The organism is Streptomyces sp. NPDC054872, assembly GCF_053610705.1.
In genome coordinates this window covers 80,878-98,245 of sequence record NZ_JBSGYY010000035.1, presented here as the reverse complement: position 1 = coordinate 98,245, position 17,368 = coordinate 80,878, and the positions used below count along the sequence as shown (strand labels likewise).

General features: G+C 70.5%; 15 protein-coding genes. 6 read left to right on the top strand and 9 right to left on the bottom strand.

From position 1 onward, the window contains the following. Positions 1-485: 485 nt before the first annotated feature. Positions 486-1,154, bottom strand: coding sequence for a response regulator (locus ACWGIH_RS33235; RefSeq protein WP_453451692.1), 669 nt, complete (start codon positions 1,152-1,154; stop codon positions 486-488). Further along, the gene (locus tag ACWGIH_RS33230) at positions 1,151-2,431 is read right to left on the bottom strand and encodes a sensor histidine kinase (protein WP_453451693.1); all 1,281 of its coding nucleotides are present in this window, start codon (positions 2,429-2,431) and stop codon (positions 1,151-1,153) included. The genes ACWGIH_RS33235 and ACWGIH_RS33230 overlap by 4 nt, the downstream gene beginning before the upstream one ends. A gap of 216 nt (positions 2,432-2,647) precedes the next feature. Here ACWGIH_RS33230 and ACWGIH_RS33225 point away from each other — a divergent pair, with 216 nt between their 5' ends. Together ACWGIH_RS33225 and ACWGIH_RS33220 are read left to right on the top strand one after the other, a co-directional pair. Beyond that, positions 2,648-3,685, top strand: coding sequence for a carboxymuconolactone decarboxylase family protein (locus tag ACWGIH_RS33225; protein ID WP_453451694.1), 1,038 nt, complete (start codon positions 2,648-2,650; stop codon positions 3,683-3,685). Beyond that, a complete protein-coding gene (locus ACWGIH_RS33220; RefSeq protein ID WP_453451695.1) occupies positions 3,682-4,602 on the top strand; it encodes a class I SAM-dependent methyltransferase in 921 nt (306 codons plus the stop codon). The genes ACWGIH_RS33225 and ACWGIH_RS33220 overlap by 4 nt, the downstream gene beginning before the upstream one ends. A 160-nt stretch (positions 4,603-4,762) precedes the next feature. Here ACWGIH_RS33220 and ACWGIH_RS33215 read toward each other — a convergent pair whose 3' ends face one another. Then, entirely contained in the window at positions 4,763-6,334 is a 1,572-nt protein-coding gene (locus tag ACWGIH_RS33215; RefSeq protein ID WP_453451696.1) for an NCS1 family nucleobase:cation symporter-1, read from the bottom strand. Between the two features lie 460 nt (positions 6,335-6,794). Here ACWGIH_RS33215 and ACWGIH_RS33210 point away from each other — a divergent pair, with 460 nt between their 5' ends. Together ACWGIH_RS33210 and ACWGIH_RS33205 are read left to right on the top strand one after the other, a co-directional pair. Beyond that, positions 6,795-7,280, top strand: a complete 486-nt coding sequence (locus tag ACWGIH_RS33210) for a hypothetical protein (protein WP_453451697.1) — start codon at positions 6,795-6,797, stop codon at positions 7,278-7,280. A 176-nt stretch (positions 7,281-7,456) separates the two neighbouring features. After that, positions 7,457-8,911, top strand: a complete 1,455-nt coding sequence (locus tag ACWGIH_RS33205) for a flotillin family protein (protein WP_453451698.1) — start codon at positions 7,457-7,459, stop codon at positions 8,909-8,911. A gap of 39 nt (positions 8,912-8,950) precedes the next feature. Here the strand turns inward: ACWGIH_RS33205 and ACWGIH_RS33200 are convergent, their stop codons facing one another. Together ACWGIH_RS33200 and sigJ are read right to left on the bottom strand one after the other, a co-directional pair. Next, positions 8,951-10,006 (bottom strand): PucR family transcriptional regulator, encoded by a 1,056-nt coding sequence (locus tag ACWGIH_RS33200; RefSeq protein WP_453451699.1) that lies wholly within the window; start codon positions 10,004-10,006, stop codon positions 8,951-8,953. Positions 10,007-10,358: 352 nt separating this feature from the next. Beyond that, complete coding sequence (gene sigJ, locus ACWGIH_RS33195; RefSeq protein ID WP_453451700.1) at positions 10,359-11,336, bottom strand: RNA polymerase sigma factor SigJ; 978 nt, start codon at positions 11,334-11,336, stop codon at positions 10,359-10,361. Between the two features lie 229 nt (positions 11,337-11,565). Here sigJ and ACWGIH_RS33190 point away from each other — a divergent pair, with 229 nt between their 5' ends. Both ACWGIH_RS33190 and ACWGIH_RS33185 read left to right on the top strand, forming a co-directional pair. Then, on the top strand, positions 11,566-12,039 hold the full coding sequence (locus ACWGIH_RS33190) for a carboxymuconolactone decarboxylase family protein (RefSeq protein WP_453451701.1): 474 nt from the start codon (positions 11,566-11,568) through the stop codon (positions 12,037-12,039). Positions 12,040-12,123: 84 nt separating this feature from the next. Further along, positions 12,124-12,669, top strand: coding sequence for a YceI family protein (locus tag ACWGIH_RS33185; protein ID WP_453451702.1), 546 nt, complete (start codon positions 12,124-12,126; stop codon positions 12,667-12,669). Between the two features lie 33 nt (positions 12,670-12,702). Here the strand turns inward: ACWGIH_RS33185 and ACWGIH_RS33180 are convergent, their stop codons facing one another. The 4 genes from ACWGIH_RS33180 to ACWGIH_RS33165 all read right to left on the bottom strand — a co-directional run bounded on the left by ACWGIH_RS33180 (position 12,703) and on the right by ACWGIH_RS33165 (position 17,336). Further along, the gene (locus ACWGIH_RS33180) at positions 12,703-13,719 is read right to left on the bottom strand and encodes a TIGR03842 family LLM class F420-dependent oxidoreductase (protein ID WP_453451703.1); all 1,017 of its coding nucleotides are present in this window, start codon (positions 13,717-13,719) and stop codon (positions 12,703-12,705) included. A 16-nt stretch (positions 13,720-13,735) separates the two neighbouring features. Continuing rightward, complete coding sequence (gene hydA, locus ACWGIH_RS33175; RefSeq protein WP_453451704.1) at positions 13,736-15,139, bottom strand: dihydropyrimidinase; 1,404 nt, start codon at positions 15,137-15,139, stop codon at positions 13,736-13,738. A gap of 74 nt (positions 15,140-15,213) precedes the next feature. After that, the gene (locus tag ACWGIH_RS33170) at positions 15,214-16,497 is read right to left on the bottom strand and encodes an aspartate aminotransferase family protein (protein ID WP_453451705.1); all 1,284 of its coding nucleotides are present in this window, start codon (positions 16,495-16,497) and stop codon (positions 15,214-15,216) included. Continuing rightward, entirely contained in the window at positions 16,494-17,336 is an 843-nt protein-coding gene (locus ACWGIH_RS33165; RefSeq protein ID WP_453451706.1) for a nitrilase-related carbon-nitrogen hydrolase, read from the bottom strand. The genes ACWGIH_RS33170 and ACWGIH_RS33165 overlap by 4 nt, the downstream gene beginning before the upstream one ends. Positions 17,337-17,368 lie beyond the last annotated feature (32 nt).

The following is a 17,368-nucleotide window of genomic DNA, read 5'->3' as shown; positions in this document are numbered from 1 at the left end:
GCTATGAGCGAAAGCCAGAACACTTCCTCGCCTTCACCGCCATCGCCGCGACCCTCATATGTCACCGCAGACTGACCAACTGAAATGGCGTCTAACCATGCCCGCCTCGATACGGACCCCGGACGCGGGGCAGGAGGGCGAGGCCACGTCGGGCACCTCCGGCGGCCCCGTCTCGACGGGGGCCTCTGTCGGCGAGTCAGGACCAGGAGAGGCGGACATGTGGTCCGCTGTCGCGGACCGCTCATCCTCGGCAGGCGCCGTACGCGCGGGATCCCTCTCCCGCTCGAACTCCTCCGAGAGCCCGCATCCTGCAGCGAGCAAAGTCACTGCCGCGATGACGGCGACGTGTCTCACCCGGGCGACGTGTCTGAGCGGTATGCCGGTCACGCGGAGATCATGCCATGGCCATAGATTTCTCCTCTCTGTTTCCCGACGGTGCGTGGCCACTTCTGTGGCCACTTCTGTGGCCTGTTCTGCGGCCTGTTCTAGGGAGCTGCATTGCGGGCCGCGACGAGCCCCGACTCGTAGGCGAAGACGACCAACTGGGCCCGATCGCGCGCCCCGAGCTTCGTCATCGCCCTGCTCACATGCGTCTTCGCGGTGAACGGGCTGATCACCATGTGCTCGGCGATCTCCTCGTTCGTCAGACCCCGCGCGGCCAGCGCGGTGACCTCCCGCTCCCGACGGGTGAGGTTCTCCAGGCCCGGCGCGGTGGCCCGGTCCGGCGGCCGCGAGACGAACTCACCGATCAGCCTGCTGGTCACCGACGGCGAGAGCAGCGATTCCCCGCGCGCGACGATCTCGATGCCGTGCAGCAGGTCGGCGGGCTCCGTGTCCTTGAGCAGAAATCCGCTGGCCCCGGCACGCAGGGCGTCGAAGACGTACTCGTCGAGACCGTAGTTGGTGAGGATCACGACTCGTACGCCGCTGAGGCGGGGGTCGGCGGCAATCCGGCGCGTCGCCTCGATCCCGGTCATCACCGGCATCTGTACGTCTATGAGCGCCACGTCAGGCATGCACTCCCGCACCAGCGCGATCCCACGCTCCCCGTCGGCGGCCTCCCCCACCACCTCGATGCCGTCCTCGGCTTCGAGCAACGCACGGAACCCGGCGCGCATCAACGCCTGGTCGTCGATGAGCACCACCCGGATCACCCGCCCTCCCCCGAGCGCCCGGCATCAACGGCCACCCCCGCCTCCACAGGCGCCCCGTCCCGCTCTGCGCCCCCTGCGCCCCCTGCGCCAGCTTCACCCGCAGCCGCCTGAGACGCCAACGCCCCGAACTCAAAGGGCAGTTCAGCACGCACCAGAAAGCCCCCCTCGACCCTCGGCCCCGCCCGCAACGTCCCGCCGAGCGAGGCGACCCGCTCCCGCATCCCCGTGAGCCCCGTCCCCTCCACCTGCGGCCGCCCCGCGTCGGCGACCCCGTCGTCCTCCACCCGCACCCCCAACACCCGCTCCCCGAAGTCGAGCCCGACCACCACCCTGGCAGAGCCCCCCGCGTGACGTGCCGCATTGGTGAGGCCCTCCTGCACGATGCGGTACGCGGCCCTCTCCAGGTCACCGGCCAGCGTCCGCTCCCTGCCCCGCACCGTCAGCTCCACGGCGAGCCCGGCCGCCCGAGCGCGCTCGACGAGCAGCGCCGGGCTCCCCGCCGGCTCGTCCGTGCGCAACACGGTGAGCGTGGACCGCAGTTCACGCATCGCCTCACCGCTCGCCTCCTGGATGGCGAGCAGCGCGGGCGGTATCTCCTCGCCCCGCTTCCGCGCGAGGTGGACGGCGACCCCTGCCTGGAGCTTGACGATCGAGATGCTGTGCGTCAGCGAGTCGTGCAGTTCGCGCGCGATCCGCAGCCGCTCCTCGCCCGCCCTGCGCAGCGCCGCCTCCTCGCGGGTCCGCTCGGCCTCCAGGGCCCGCTGCTCGGTCTGGCGCAGATACGCCTGCCAGTTCTTGTCGGCGAGGCCCGTGACGAGGGCGCACAGGAACCAGCCGGCCAGCAGCAGCGTCCGCTGCACGATGTCGTCCGACGCGTTCCCCGCCGCCGCGAAGCCCGCCAGGAACACCCCGGCGGCGACAGCGGCAATGCCCCGGTGGGCCGCTCGGGCGGCCGTGTGCACGGCCGCGACCACCGGAATCGCCGCGACACTGCTGGCGCCCCCGTACAACACCTCGACGAGCAGGCAGGCCGTGGTGACGGCGAGCACGGCGCGCGGCGCTCTGCGATGCGCGGCGAGGGCCAGCGAACCTGTCCCTATGAGTGCGTAGTCGAGGAACCCCGCACCGCCGTCGTCCAGGCCCGCAGCGAGCGCGACTATTACGCCCACCACGACCGCGAGCACCGCATCTCCGACCCATGCCTGCCGCACCCGGTTCCGCACCCGCTCGCGCACGTTCACCTGATCCGCCGATCTCCCCGCCCGGTCCGCCGTCATCTGTGCCCCCGCACCCCTCGCATCCCCCGTCGCGGCGCATCCCCCGCCGTGTTCAGAACCTTAGAGGCCGCCGCCGACATCCGCGTCACCCCAGCAGACCGCTCCGGCACTACTCCCCGTGCAGTAGTCGCGGGCCCGAACGGCCCCGGTGACGTACCCTCAACTGCCTTCCGCCGGACGACGACCCGAGGCACCCGGCGCCCCGACCATCGGGGCATGGCAACTTACCGATACACCGATCCAGTACTCGCGAAGTCCGCGACCGGCAGGACCGCCGACGCCTACGCGCAGATGGCGGAGGACTTCGGCATCGCGGAGCCCGCGCCGCTCGTCGCCCTCAGCCCCGCGCCCGAACTGTTCACCGCCGCCTGGGCCTTGCTCCGCGAGTCCCTGCTGGCCGGCGGCGACGAGGCGTTCGGCAGCGGTGGCACGACCCGCACCGACCGCGAGCTGGTCGCCGTGGGCGTCTCGCTCGCCAACCGCTGCCCGTTCTGCGTGAGCGCGCACACGATGATGCTGCATGCCACCGGCGACCACCGCGTCGCCGAGCGGGTGCTGCGAGGCGAGCAGCCGGAGGACCCGGCGCAGGCACGGCTGCTCGCCTGGGGGAAGGCCACCCGGACGCCTCAGGCGCCGGAGCTGGCCGCGCCGCCGTTCCCGCGCGCACACGCCCCCGCACACATCGGCACCGCGCTCACGTTCCACTTCATCAACCGCGTCGCGTCGTCGCTGATCACCGAGAAGATACTGCCGTGCAACGCGCAGCGTCTCCGGGCGGTGCGCTCGATCGGCGGCCGCACCCTCCAGAAGACCGTGCGCCGCTCCTGCACCCCCGGCGACTCACTCGCCCTGCTCGACGACCCGCAGCCGGGGCCTGTCTGGGCCGCAGGCACGCCCATAGGTTCCGCCTACGCCGCTCTGCGGGACGCGGCGATGAGCGGCGTGGGGCTCCTGGACGAGGACGACCGGGCACTCGTGGAAGCGGCGGTGTCCGCATGGGACGGCACACATCCGCCGCTGTCCTGGCAAGCCCTGCCCGACCGCGCGTCCCGCCCGGGAGCACGGCTCGCGCTGCTCGCCGCGCTCGCTCCGTACCGCATCACCGATGAGGACGTGGCGGCCTGGAAGAAGCCGCCGTTCAGCGACCACTGCCTCGTGCACCTGATCTCGTTCGGCGCTTTCAGCGCTGTCGACCGCATCGAGACCGTCCTCGCGGCCCAGCACTCCGCCCACCACGCCCGGGAGGCGTCATGACCACAGAGACGTCAGCGAGCCCCAACTCCCTCCAGGTCAAGGCCTGGAACGGCCCCGTGGGCACCCACTGGGCCATCCACCACGAGCGGTACGACACGATGCTGTCCGGGGTGAACGACGCCCTCTTCGAAGCTGCGGCCATCGGCGCCGGCGACCGCGTCCTGGACATCGGCTGCGGCGCGGGCATCACCACCCGCATCGCGGCCCGTCGCGCCGCACACGGACACGCGGCAGGGATCGACATCTCGGCGCCGCTCCTCGACCGCGCCCGTGCGAGCACGGTGTCCGAGGGCATCACGAACGCGGCGTACGAACAGGGCGACGCCCAGCTCCACCCCTTCCCCGCCGCCGGGTACGACGTCGTGATCAGCCGTGGCGGAGTGATGTTCTTCGCCGACCACACCGCCGCGTTCGCGAACATCGCCCGTGCGCTGCGCCCCGGCGGGCGGCTGGTGTTCGTCTGTCCACAGCCCGCCGGCCAGGAGACCGAGGAGTCCCGGACGCTCGGCCTCTTCGCCAAGCTCCTCGCGGAACCAGCCGATGAGGAAGGCCCCGAGCGGAGCGCGGAGGCCGAAGCGCCCGAAGCCGCGTCCGAAACCTCGCCCGACACCGCGTCCGAAGCCGCGGCTGACGCTGCCGCGGCGCGCACCGCCATGGCCTCGCTCTCGGACCCGGCCCGTATACATGAGGTGCTCGCCGTCTATGAGGACGTGAGGGTGACTCCCGTGCCGGTGGAGGCGGTGTGGGGTCAAACTCCCTCAGACGCGGTCGACTTCATACTGTCGCGTACCCCGGGCAAGACGGTCACCGCGAAGAAGCGGGCCGCCCTGGAGGAGGCGTTCCGGCCCCACGCGACCGAGTACGGCGTGCGGATGCGAGCGGGGGTGTGGCTGGTGACAGCAGTGCGCCCGGCTTAGGCAGGCCCCGGCCGGCCCCGACCGGCCCCGACCGGCCTCCTCCGGAGCCCGCCGAATCCGCCGAGTTCGTCGAGTGCGCCGAGCCCGCCGGGTCTGCCGAGTTCGCCGAATCCGCCGAATCCGCCGAGCCCGTCGGGTCTACTGAGTTCGCCAAGGACGCCTACGGCGCCGAGTCCGCAGGGCCCCCGGAGCCCATACGCCTCCCCGTCACCATCAGCCCCACGTAGACGACCAGCGCCGAGGCAAGCCCGATCGCCCACCCGTAGTCCGCGAGCGGCTTCAGCACGGGGATCAGGCCGTCCTCCGGGAACGGCCCCTTCCCCGGCTCCGAATGCGAGCCACCCACGGCGAGCGCACCCCCGACCACGAAGGCCGTGACGGCCCGCAGGTTCCACCCGCCCGTGTACCAGTAACGCCCTTCGGGGCGATACAGATCGGCAAGGTCGAGGGCCGTTCGGCGCACCACCCAGTAGTCGGCGATCAGGATTCCCGCGACCGTGCCGAGCAGCCCGCCCACGACGCCGAGCCAGACGAAGATGTAGAGCTCGGGCGTCTCGATCAGCTTCCACGGGAAGATGACCACGCCCACGACACCGGTGATCAGCGCGCCCGTACGGAAGTTGATGAACTTGGGGGCGAGGTTCGCGAGGTCGTACGCGGGTGAGACGACATTGGCCGCGATGTTCACGGAGACCGTGGCGACCAGGACGGTCACCAAGGCGTAGAGGAGCCCGAAGACGTTGTCGGCCTTGGCGGCCAGGTCGACGGGCTCCCAGATCGGCTCCCCGTACACAGCTTGCGAACCGGAGGTGACCAGGACCGACAGGAGCGCGAACGCGGTCATGGTGGTCGGCAGCCCGAGTGTCTGGCCCCACACCTGCGCCCGCTGCCCCTTCCCGAAGCGGGTGAAGTCGGGGATGTTCAGCGACAGGGTGGACCAGAAGCCGATCATGCCCATCAGCGCGGGGAAGAACACCGGCCAGAAGTCGCTGCCCCAGCCCAGCGTGGACGGCTGGTCGAGCAGCGGACCGAAGCCGCCCGCCTTGTCCGCGATCCACACGAGCAGCACCACGGCGCCGACGAGCACGAAGGGCGCCGCCCAGTTCTCGAAGCGACGCAGCGCTTCCATGCCCCGGTAGATGATGGCCAGTTGGAGGACCCAGAACAGAACGAAACAGAGCCACAGCGGCCATGGGTAGCCGCCGATGCGGGACTCGTCGCTCCACGCGCCGTCGAAAACCTGGTTGAGCAGGACGTAGATCCCCTGGCCGCCGATCCAGGTCTGGATGCCGAACCAGCCGCAGGCCACGGCGGCCCTGATGAGCGCGGGCAGGTTCGCCCCGCGCAGACCGAAGGAGGCGCGGGCCAGGACGGGGAACGGGATGCCGTACTTCGGGCCCGCGTGCCCGGTCAGGAGCATCGGCAGCAGCACGATCACGTTGGCGGCGGCGATGGTGAAGACGGCCTGGCGCCAGTCCATGCCGAGTGCGACCAGGCCCGAGGCGAGCGTCCAGGAGGGGATGTTGTGGGCCATGCCGACCCACAGGGCGGCGAAGTTGTAGGTGCTCCAGTGGCGTTCGGCGAGAGGGATGGGCTTGAGGTCGTCGTTGGCGAAGCGGCTGTGTTCCGGAAAGGCTCCGGGGCGCAGTTCGACGCGGCCGTCGTCGGCGACGGTCTGGGAGGTGTCGCCGGGTTCCGCGGCGGCCGGCCCCGTGGGGACGGTGCCGGTCACGTGGCGGTCAGTTCGGTCTGCGGCACACGTCCGAAATTCATGCCCAGGCTCCTTACTCGGGTCACCGCGGATCAAGGCGGATCAACTCAGGTCAGGTACTGGTGGTGGTGCTGGTACCGGCAGGTGCTCGAGAGTTTTCAGATCTGGCTTTCCCGCCAGCTTCCCCGACCGGCGGTGCCGACAATCCTGCGCCCGATGGGCCGGATCGCGCCAGCTACGTACCCCAACTGCCTTGGTCCGCATGGTGGCCGCCACCCGCCAGGGCCTCGCCGAACTGCTCGCTCGCCGCACTCGGGCCCGGAGGGACCCGACCGACACGTAGGCGGACTCCCAGGCCGGGACCCTGGACCGGCATGAAAAGCCTTTGATGATTGCCGGATCACGGCAATGTGTGCCTGCCCGCCCCCGTGCGACGATCCCCACCTCACCGAGACATCCGGCAAGTTGAGGAGGTGCTCAGGTGACCGTCTTTCTGGGGCTTGGCATCGCGGGAATCGCTCTGCTGGTCCTCTCACTCGTCTTCGACGGGGTCCTCGACGGGCTCTTCGACGGGCTGCTGTCCCTTCCCGTCATCGCCGGTTTCGTGTCCATGCTCGGCTTCGGCGGGGCGATCGTGCTCGGCACGACCGGGCTCGGGGCCGGCGGCGCGACCGCCGTCGGGGCCGCCGTAGGGGCCGGTGCGGGCTGGCTGACGTGGAAGTTCAGCCGCGCCCTGATGCGGGATCAGACCGCGGCCACTCCCCGTGGGGACGACCTCGTGGGCACCGCGGGCGCCGTGGTCACCGCGATCCCGGTCGACGGGTACGGCGAGGTGCTGCTCCAACTGGCGGGGCAGCCGGTGAAGTTCGCCGCGAGGAGCGGCGAGGCCGTCACCCGCGGCACCGAGATCTGGGTGGAGGCGGCCCTGTCGCCGACCTCGGTCGCGGTCCGCCCCGTAAAGCGCTGACCACCGCGCCACCCAGACCCGCACCTCACCCGCACCCGCACCCGCACCCGCACCCGCACCCGCACCCGCACCCGCACCCGCACAACAAACGACATACGCCACACACGACACGCCACACGCCACACGCTCAACATCACCGATCTGCCGCCCCCTGGGGTGACAGGGGGGAATTCGCCATGAGTCCAGTCCTGACCGCCGTCATCGGAGTCGTCGTACTCCTCGTCCTGCTCGCGCTCGTCGTCGTGACCCGCTACAAGGTCGCCGGACCGAGCGAGGCCTTCATCGTGACCGGGCGGCGCGGCAAGAAGTCCACCGATCCCGAGACCGGCCGGATCTTCACCGACAACAGCGGCCAGAAGGTCGTGGTGGGCGGCGGCGTGTTCGTCGTGCCCTTCGTGCAGCAGAAGTTCACCCTCGATCTCTCCTCGCGGCACATCCCGATCGCGGTGCGCGGTGCGGTCACGCTGCGCGGCGTGAAGGCCAACCTGGAGGGCGTCGCGATCGTCAAGGTCGGCGGCACCGAGGACTCCATACGCGCCGCGGCGCAGCGATTCCTGGCCCAGCAGGGCGGCATCGTCGGCTTCACCCAGGAGGTGCTCTCCGGCGCGCTGCGTTCCATCGTCGGCCGGATGTCGGTGGAGGACATCATCCGTGATCGCGCCGCGTTCGCCGGGCAGGTCGCCGAGGAGGCCGAGGCGAGTCTGTCCGGGCAGGGCCTGGTGCTCGACGCCTTCCAGATCCAGGACATCACCACCGAGGGCTCCTACCTGGAGGACCTGGGCCGGCCCGAGGCCGCCCGTGCCAAGCAGGAGGCCGACATCGCCGAGGCAGTGGCGCGCCGCGCCGCCGAGCAGGCCCGGCTGAAGGCCGAGGAGGAGATCGCGGTCGCCCAGCGGACCTTCTCCCTCAAGCAGGCCGAGATCAAGGCCGAGACCGACGAGGCATCCGCCCGCGCAGGGGCCGCCGGGCCGCTCGCCGAGGCCGCGCGCCAGCAGGAGGTCCTCACCGAGCAGGAGAAGGTGGCCCAGCGGCAGGCCGCCCTGACCGACCGCGAGCTGGACACCAAGATCCGCAAGCCCGCCGACGCCGCGCGCTACCAGGCCGAGCAGGAGGCCGAGGCCCGCCGTGTCTCCCTGGTCAAGCAGGCCGAGGCCGACGCCGAGCGGGCCCGTCTGACCGGTGAGGGCGAGAAGGCCCAGCGGGCCGCCCTCGCCGACGCCGTACGCCTGGAGGGCGAGGCCGACGCCGCCGCGATCGGAGCCAAGGGGGCCGCCGAGGCGGAGGCCATGCGCAAGAAGGCCGACGCGTTCTCGCAGTACGGTGACGCGGCGGTGCTGCAGATGCTCGTCGAGGTGCTGCCCGCCGTGGTGGCCAAGGCGGCTGAACCGCTCGGCGCGATCGACAAGATGACCGTGATCTCCACGGACGGCGCGAGCAGCCTCTCCCGCACGGTCGCCGACAACGTCGCCCAGGGTGTGGAACTCCTCAGCTCCACCACGGGAGTCGACGTGGCCGGACTCCTCAAGGGCATCACCGGCGGCATGTCCCCCACGCCTGTGGACCCGGCCGCCGCACCCGCTGCCGCCACCGCCGCCACCAAGCTGAACGGCAAGATCGACGTCACGGACTGACCCGCCCGCGCCCCTCGCGGCAAGCCCGTCCCCGCCCCCTCACAGCGAGGTGGCAGGCCAGCCCAGCAACCGCGCGCCGATGACCGCCGTCTGCAGGGTGTAGCGGTCCAGCGGGTCGGCGGGGTCGGATCCGGTGAGGGTGCGGATGCGTTCCAGGCGGTACGTGAGTGCTCGTACGCTCAACGACAGTTCACGCGCCGCCTGGGCAGCCACGCACCCTGTGTCGAAGTAGGCGATCAGGGTCTCCAGGAGCGGCTGGGCGCCGCCCCGCGCCTCTTCCAGCGGGCCGAGCGTGCTGAGCACCAGGTCCACCAGGGCCTGCCGGTCCCGCGCGAGCACGGGAAAGACCAGGAGGTCGGCGGCGCGCAGCACGGGCTCGTCGAAGCCCATGCGCGTCGCGAGCTCCAGGGTGCTGACGGCTTCTTCGTAACTGTGGGCGATGCCCGCCGCGCCCGGCTGGGGCCGGCCGATGGCGATGCGGCCCCCGTCGGTGGCGGCGTGCGCGCGCTTGGCGAAGTGGGCGAGGACCTCGTCCTGGTGGGCGGGGGCGATACAGACGAGGCGCCCGTCCTTGGTGGTGAGCAGGATGTGGCGGTCGCCGAAACGGCCGACCATCTCGTTCTCCACGTCCCGCGACACAGGGTCGGTCTCGTCGTAGGCGCAGGGCCCCTCCGCCACAGCCACCGCGTGCGCGTGCGACAGCCGCAGGCCGAACCGCTCGGCCCGTGCGCCGAGCCGGCCCAGGTCCCCTCGCCCGTACAGCAGGTCGTCGATCAACTCGCGGCGGGCCGCCTCTTCCTGGCGTACGACGAGACGTTGCGCGTGTTCGTAGCCCTCGGCGAATGCGTCGATGGCCTGTTCGGCGGTCGCGAGCAGGTGGTCCGGGTCACCGGCCGCGGGGCGGTGGATCCGGGTGGCGCTGAGGTGCTCGCGGATGAGGACGCGCCACGCGTATCCGGCGTGCGCGGCCTGTGCGCCGAGCGCCCGGCGTGATGTCAGTTCCTCACGGGTCAGCCGCCGCCCGGTCGCGGCGGCGCGGGTGAGGATGTCGGCGTAGCCGTCGAGCAGTTGCTCGGGGATCTCCTGGGTGGTCATCAGCTCTCCCTCGACGGGTTCGATGGCTGGGGAGCGGCCGCGCGAGGCGGCGGAGGCACGCACGGCAGCGCGGCGCGGGTGGGCGGCACGCACACGCACACTGCCGGGCAGGCGGAGACGGCAACTGGGCGCAGGAAAGCCGGAGTTGACACCCCGGTCACATCAGCGGCGCGGGTCGCTCGTCATGGTGCCGTAGATATCAGGCACGCTGTCGCGGGCGGAGTTGTCGACGCGTACGACTCGGGGAGCGCGCACAGCGTGACCCATGCCTTGCCCCCGCCCCTCCGGCCTCGGCGATCAGCGTCGCCTGCTTGATGGTTGAGCGTTCGGCCGCTCAACAGAGCATCTTGGCTCAATTCATCACTTTACCGTACGACGTCCAGGGCCGGAGTTTCTCCGGGTTCCGTACCGCCCACAAGCGCGTGATCCGGTCACCGTCGACGTCGAAGGCCAGCACCGACGTGGTGATGCCGTCGTGCTGAACCACCAGGCCTGGCTGGCCGTTCACCGTGCGTTCCAGGATCGTCTGATCGAACGCCTGCTCGTCGACGAGGACGGAGACGGCGATCAGGTAACGCGCGATCTCCTCGCCACCCGTGAGGGGACGGGGCGCGGAGTTGACCAGTCCTCCGCCGTCGGCGAGCGCCGTGGCGTCGGGGTCGAGGATGCCGATGAGCGCGGCGATGTCCTTGGTTTCCCAGGCGTGCTTGAAGTCCTTGACGACGGCGGTGCGCCGGGCCGCCGAAGTGGTGGGCACGTGCGAGGCGCGGGTGCGGCGGCGCGCCGATGACGCCAGTTGGCGACAGGCCGCCGGGCTGCGCCCCACGATCTCGGCCACTTCCGCGAAGGAGTAGCGGAAGACGTCGTGCAGAATGAACGCGACGCGCTCGGCCGGGGTCATCGATTCGAGCACGACGAGGAAGGCCATGTTGACCGACTCGTCGAGGGTGACCCGGTCGGCCGGGTCCGCGGTCGCCCCGCCCTGCCGCCCGTCGGCCCACTCCGTGCGGTCGGGCAGCGGCTCCGGGATCCATTCGCCCACGTAGCTCTCGCGCCGGACCCGCGCCGAGCGGAGCTGGTCGAGGCAGATGCGTCCGGCGACCCTCGTCAGCCAGCCACCGGGGGATTCGATGGCCTCCTGCTGCCGCGGGGACATCGCGTACCAGCGGACGTAGGCCTCCTGTACGACGTCCTCGGCGTCCGCCAGGGAGCCGAGGAGCCGGTACGCGAGATTGATCAGCTGCCGCCGTTCGCCCATGACCGCACTCAGGCTCGCGTCGATCTGGCCGTCTCCGGACTGTGCGTCTCCGGGCTCGAACTGGGTCCCCATGGTGTCGCCACTCCCTTGCCGCGTCAGCCGTCCCGCATCCGACGCGACAGCCTCTCCGACTTCCGACGAGACAGCCCCTCGAAATGTGACGTCGCCCCGGCACCTCACATTTCGAGGGGCCTCCTCGTCGGTACTGCTGGGACCAGGACGATCCCGCGACCAGCCGTTCCGCCCGCCGGGTGGACCGGCCGGAGCAGCCGCCAGGAGAACAACGAAAAGGGAGATCACCATGCAGGCCCGTCTCGACTTCCTCGCCAATCCGGTCTCGGCCGGCGCCGTCAAACACATCGCCGTCGCCGGCAGGTCGCTCCTGGAGTCGACGCTGCCGGCCGCGACGCGGGAGCTGGTCGAGCTCCGCGTCAGCCAGATCAACGGCTGCGGATTCTGCGTCGACATACACACCAAGGAGGCCGCGCACGCGGGAGAGACCCAGCAACGCCTGCACCTGGTCGCCGCCTGGCGCGAGGCCACGGTGTTCACCGACGCCGAACGGGCCGCCCTGGAGCTGGCGGAGGAGGGCACCAGGATCGCGGACGCCGCCGGTGGCGTCCCGGACGAGGTGTGGGCGAACGCCGCCAAGCACCACGACGAGGACCAGCTCGCCGCCCTGGTCTCGGCCATCGCCCTCATCAACGCCTTCAACCGCCTGAACGTCCTCACCCAGCACCCGGCGGGCGAGTATCAGGTCGGCCAGTTCGGCTGACAGATATCCACCACGGCTGGTGCCTCGGCCCGAGCGGCCGGGCCCAGCCGTCCACGCGCGATGACGACAAAGGCAGGAGGGACCATGCCCACCACCATCAGCGTCGGCGAACTGACCGGCGCCTACGTCCTCGACGCCGCCCACTCCCGGATCGGGTTCGTCGGCCGGCACACCTTGTCCACCAGGGTCCGCGGGGAGTTCGAGGAGTACGAGGGCAGCGCGTACCTGTTCGGCGACCACCCGTCGAAGTCCAGCGCACACCTCACGATCCGGGCGTCGAGCCTTCGAACGCACCAACGACAGCGCGACGACCAGCTGCGCGGCACCTTCCTGGACACGGACAACCACCCCGCCATCGTCTTCGCCTCGACCGAGGTGCGGCCGGTCGGCGAAACCGCCTACCGGGTCACCGGAGACCTGACGATGCGCGGCGTGACCAAGCCGGTCACCCTCCACGTCGAGCTGACCGCCGCCGAGACGGACACGCGGGGCGACCTCCGGGTCGGCTTCCTGGGCAGGGCCACCATCAACCGCAAGGACTGGGGCCTGAACTGGAACGCCGCGACCTCCGTCCTCGTGAGCCCGAAGGTGACGCTGGAGTTCGACGTCATCGCCGTCCGGCAGCCCTGACCGGCGGCGTCGCCGACCTGGCGGCGGGGCTGCTCACGACAGGGCGGGGATGACCGTGGTGCCGTACCCCTCGATGACGTCTTCGCGCGCGTCGTGCATGGCGTACAGAGCGAACTGGTCGACCCCCAGGCGCTTCAACTCCCCCAGTTTCGCGATGTGTTGCTGTGCCGTGCCGATGACACAGAAGCGGTCCACGATCTCGTCGGGAACGAAGGCCGTGTCGGGGTTGTCGGCGCGGCCGTGGTGGGAGTAGTCGTATCCCTCGCGGGCCTTGATGTACTCGGTGAGGGCCTCGGGGACCAGGTCCGAGTGCTCGCCGTACTTCGCCACCAGATCCGCCACGTGGTTGCCGACCATCCCGCCGAACCAGCGGCACTGCTCGCGGGCGTGGGCCAGCGCGGCGGGTGAGTCGTCCTCCGTGAGGTAGGCGGGCGCGGCGACGCAGATCGTCACCGAGGACGGGTCGCGGCCCGCCGCCGCGGCGGCGTCGCGGACCGCCTTCACCATCGTCTCCGTCAGATACGGGTCGGCCAGCTGGAGGATGAAGCCGTCCGCCTCCTCGCCCGCCATCTTCAGCGCCTTGGGCCCGTACGCGGCCATCCACACCGGGAGCCGGGCGTCCGGCCCGATCCAGGGGAAGCGGACCGTGGTGCCGCCGAGGTCCGCCTCCTCGCCCGAGGCCAGCGCGCGGATGACCTTCATCGCCTCGCTGATCCGGGCGAGGGTGTTCGGGGCGCGGCCCGCCACCCGCATCGCGCTGTCGCCGCGGCCGATGCCGCACACGGTGCGATTGCCGTACATGTCGTTGAGCGTGGCGAACGTGGAGGCCGTCACCTCCCAGGTGCGGGTGCCCGGGTTGGTGACCATCGGACCGACGACGAGACGGTCCGTGTTCGCCAGGATCTGGCTGTAGATGACGAAGGGCTCCTGCCACAGCACGGCCGAGTCGAAGGTCCAGCCGTAGCGGAAGCCGTTGCGCTCGGCACGCTTCATGAGGCTGATGACCTGCGCGGCCGGCGGATCGGTCTGCAGGACGAGTCCGAAGTCCATGGGTGCGTCGCCTCTCCTAGCCGAGGTACTGGGTGGTGCCACGCGGGACGTACGCGCCGTGTCCGGCGTGGCCGGTGAACTTCCGCTGGTCGATGACCACTTCACCGCGGGAGAGGACCGTCTCGACCTGGCCCATGACGTGCTTTCCCTCGTACGCGGAGTAGTCCACGTTCATGTGGTGCGTCTCGGCCGACATGACCTGCTCGGCGGCCGGGTCATAGATGACGACGTCCGCGTCCGCGCCCGGCGCGATCGTGCCCTTCTTGCCGTACAGGCCGAACATCCGGGCCGGGCTCGCGCAGGCGATCTCGATCCAGCGGCGGCGGCTGATGTGCCCGTCGACGACGGCCTGGTGCAGGAGGTCCATGCGGTTCTCGACCCCCGGAAGGCCGTTCGGGATCTTCGAGAAGTCCCCGCGGCCCAGCTCCTTCTGCCCCACGAAGCAGAACGGGCAGTGGTCCGTGGAGACCACCTGGAGGTCGTTCGTGCGCAGGCCGCGCCAGAGCGCCGCCTGGTGCTCGCGCGGCCGCAGCGGAGTCGAGCAGACGTACTTGGAGCCCTCGAAGTCCGGCTCCGCGAGATTGTCCGTGGAGAGGAACAGATATTGCGGGCAGGTCTCCCCGAACACCGGCAGGCCCTCGTCGCGGGCCCTGGCCAGCTCGGCCACCGCCTCCTGCGCCGACACGTGCACCACGTACACCGGCGCGCCCGCGACCTGGGCGAGTTTGATCACCCGGTGGGTCGCCTCCGCCTCCAGGAGCGACTTGCGCACCTCTCCGTGGTAGCGCGGGTCCGTCTCGCCGCGCGCGAGCGCCTGCTCCACCAGGACGTCGATGGCGAGGCCGTTCTCCGCGTGCGTCATGATCAGCCCGCCGTTGACGGCGGCCCGCTGCATGGCCCGCAGGATCTGGCCGTCGTCGCTGAAGAAGACCCCGGGGTACGCGGTGAAGAGCTTGAAGGAGCTGACGCCCTCCTCGATGAGGTGGTCCATCTCCTTCAGGGTCCTCTCGTTGACGTCCGAGAGGATCATGTGGAAGCCGTAGTCGATGGCGCACTTGCCGTCCGCCTTCGCGTACCAGGCATCGAGGCCGGCGCGCAGCGCCTGTCCCTTGGTCTGCACGGCGAAGTCCACGATGGTCGTGGTGCCGCCCCAGGCCGCGGCCCGGGTGCCCGTCTCGAAGTCGTCGGACGAGAAGGTGCCGCCGAAGGGGAAGTCCATGTGCGTGTGCGCGTCGACTCCTCCCGGGATCACGTACTTGTGGGAGGCGTCGATGACGCGGTCCGCGGTCCACGCCTCGGCGGCGCCCGAGCCGTGTGCGGCGAGCGCGGCGATCCTGCCGTCCTCGATCAGCACGTCGGCGTGGGTCTCTTCGGCGGCGGTGATGACGAGTCCGCCGCGGATCAGGGTGCGGGTACTCATGATGGGCGCTCCCTCTCATGCTCGTACGGTCGTGCGCGCAGGTACGTGGACACGTGCGGGGACAGCTCCGCGAACTAGACGCTCCGCAGCGCCTGTTCGAGGATCGACGCCCCTTCTTCCGCCTCCGCCACGGTCAGCGAGAGCGGCGGGGCGACGCGCAGGACGCTGGTGTCGTGGCCGCCGCCCTTGCCGATGAGGAGTCCGCCTTCGCGTGCCGCTTCGAGGACGGCGGCCGCCGCCTGCGGATGGGCTCGGCCGGTCTCGGGGTCGACCAGCTCGATGCCGATCATCAGGCCGCGTCCGCGCACTTCGCGTACGACGGGAAGCTGGGCGCAGATGGCGCGCAGCCGTTCGATGAGCAGACCGCCGACGCGCCGCGCGTTCCCCTGCAGGTCGTGTTCCAGGAGATACGTGAGGTTGGCGAGGCCGGCCGCCATGGTGACCGGTGAGCCGCCGAAGGTCGAGATGGAGTTGGAGTCGAGGGAGTTCATGACCTCGGCGCTCGCGACGACTCCTCCGATGGACATGCCGTTGCCGATGCCCTTGGCGAAGGTCAGGATGTCCGGCGGACCGTTCTCCGCGTGGGCCTGCCAGCCCCAGAAGTGGTCACCGGTGCGCCCCCAGCCGGTCTGCACCTCGTCCGAGATCCACAGGACGCCGTGCTCCCACAGGACTTCGCGGAAGGCGGCGTAGAGCCCGTCCGGCGGCGAGGTGAAGCCGCCGACCCCTTGGACGGGCTCGGCGATCAGTGCCGCCACTCCCCCGCGCGCCTGCCCGAGCATGTCCTTGAGGTCGGCGACGCAGGCCTCGATGAACTCGGCGTCGCTCAGCGCGGCGTACGGTCCGCGGCTGCGGACACCGCCGTGGACGTACAGCGTCTGGAGCGGCGAGAGGCTGGTGGGCGACCAGGCGTTGTTGCCGGTGATGCCGACGGCCGTGAAGGAGCGGCCGTGGTAGCTGTTGCGCATCGCCAGGATCTGGTTCGAGCGGCGGTGCGCGGTGGCCAGGAGCAGGGCGGTGTCGTTGGCCTCGGTGCCCGACGTGGTGAAGAAGACGCGGGCGTCCGGGATGCCGGAGAGGCCGGCGACCCGCTCGGCGAGGTCGATCATCGGCCGGTTGAGGTAGAGCGTGGACGAGTGGATGATCCGCCCGGCCTGCTCGCTGACCGCCTTGGTGACCTCGGGCAGCGCGTGCGCGGTCATGGTGGTGAGGATGCCGCCGAAGAAGTCGAGGTACTGCCTGCCGTCGGCGTCCCAGACGCGGCGGCCCTCCCCGTGGGTGATCTCCAGCGGGTCGGCGTAGTAGAGGGCGAGCCACTCGGGCAGGACGGCCTTGTGGCGGGCGTGGAGGTCACTCACGGCTGTACCAGTCCTTCGTACGCGTCGGGGCGGCGGTCCCGGTAGAACGCCCACTGCTGGCGTACTTCCTCGATCAGGCCCAAGTCCAGGTCCCTGACGACGAGTTCCTCGGCTTTGTCGCTCGCGGTCTCGCCGACGAACTGGCCGCGCGGGTCGACGAAGTACGACGTGCCGTAGAAGTCGTTGTCGCCGTACTCCTCGACGCCGACGCGGTTGATGGCGGCGATGAAGTACTCGTTGGCGACGGCCGCTGCGGGCTGTTCGAGCTGCCAGAGGTAGGCGGAGAGGCCGCGGGACGTGGCCGAGGGGTTGTAGACGATCTGGGCGCCGTTCAGGCCGAGCTGGCGCCAGCCCTCGGGGAAGTGGCGGTCGTAGCAGATGTAGACGCCGACCTTGCCGATCGCCGTGTCGAAGACGGGCCAGCCCGCGTTGCCCGGCTTGAAGTAGTACTTCTCCCAGAAGCCCTTGACCTGGGGGATGTGGTGCTTGCGGTACTTGCCGAGATATGAGCCGTCGGAGTCGATGACGGCTGCGGTGTTGAAGTAGAACCCGGACTGCTCGACCTCGAAGACCGGGACGACGACGACCATGCCGGTCTCGCGGGCCAGTTCCTTCATCCGTGTGACGGTGGGCCCGTCCGGCACCGGCTCGGCCCATCGGTAGTGCTCGGGTTCCTGCACCTGGCAGAAGTAGGGGGCGTTGAACACTTCCTGGAAGCCGATGATCTTCGCACCCTGGCGGGCCGCCTCGCGGGCGTGCTCCTCGTGCTTGGCAATCATGGATTCGGTGTCGCCTGTCCAGGTTGCCTGGACCAGTGCGGCGCGTACGACGTTGGCCATGAGGTGCTCCTTCGACGGGACGTCAGAGAGCC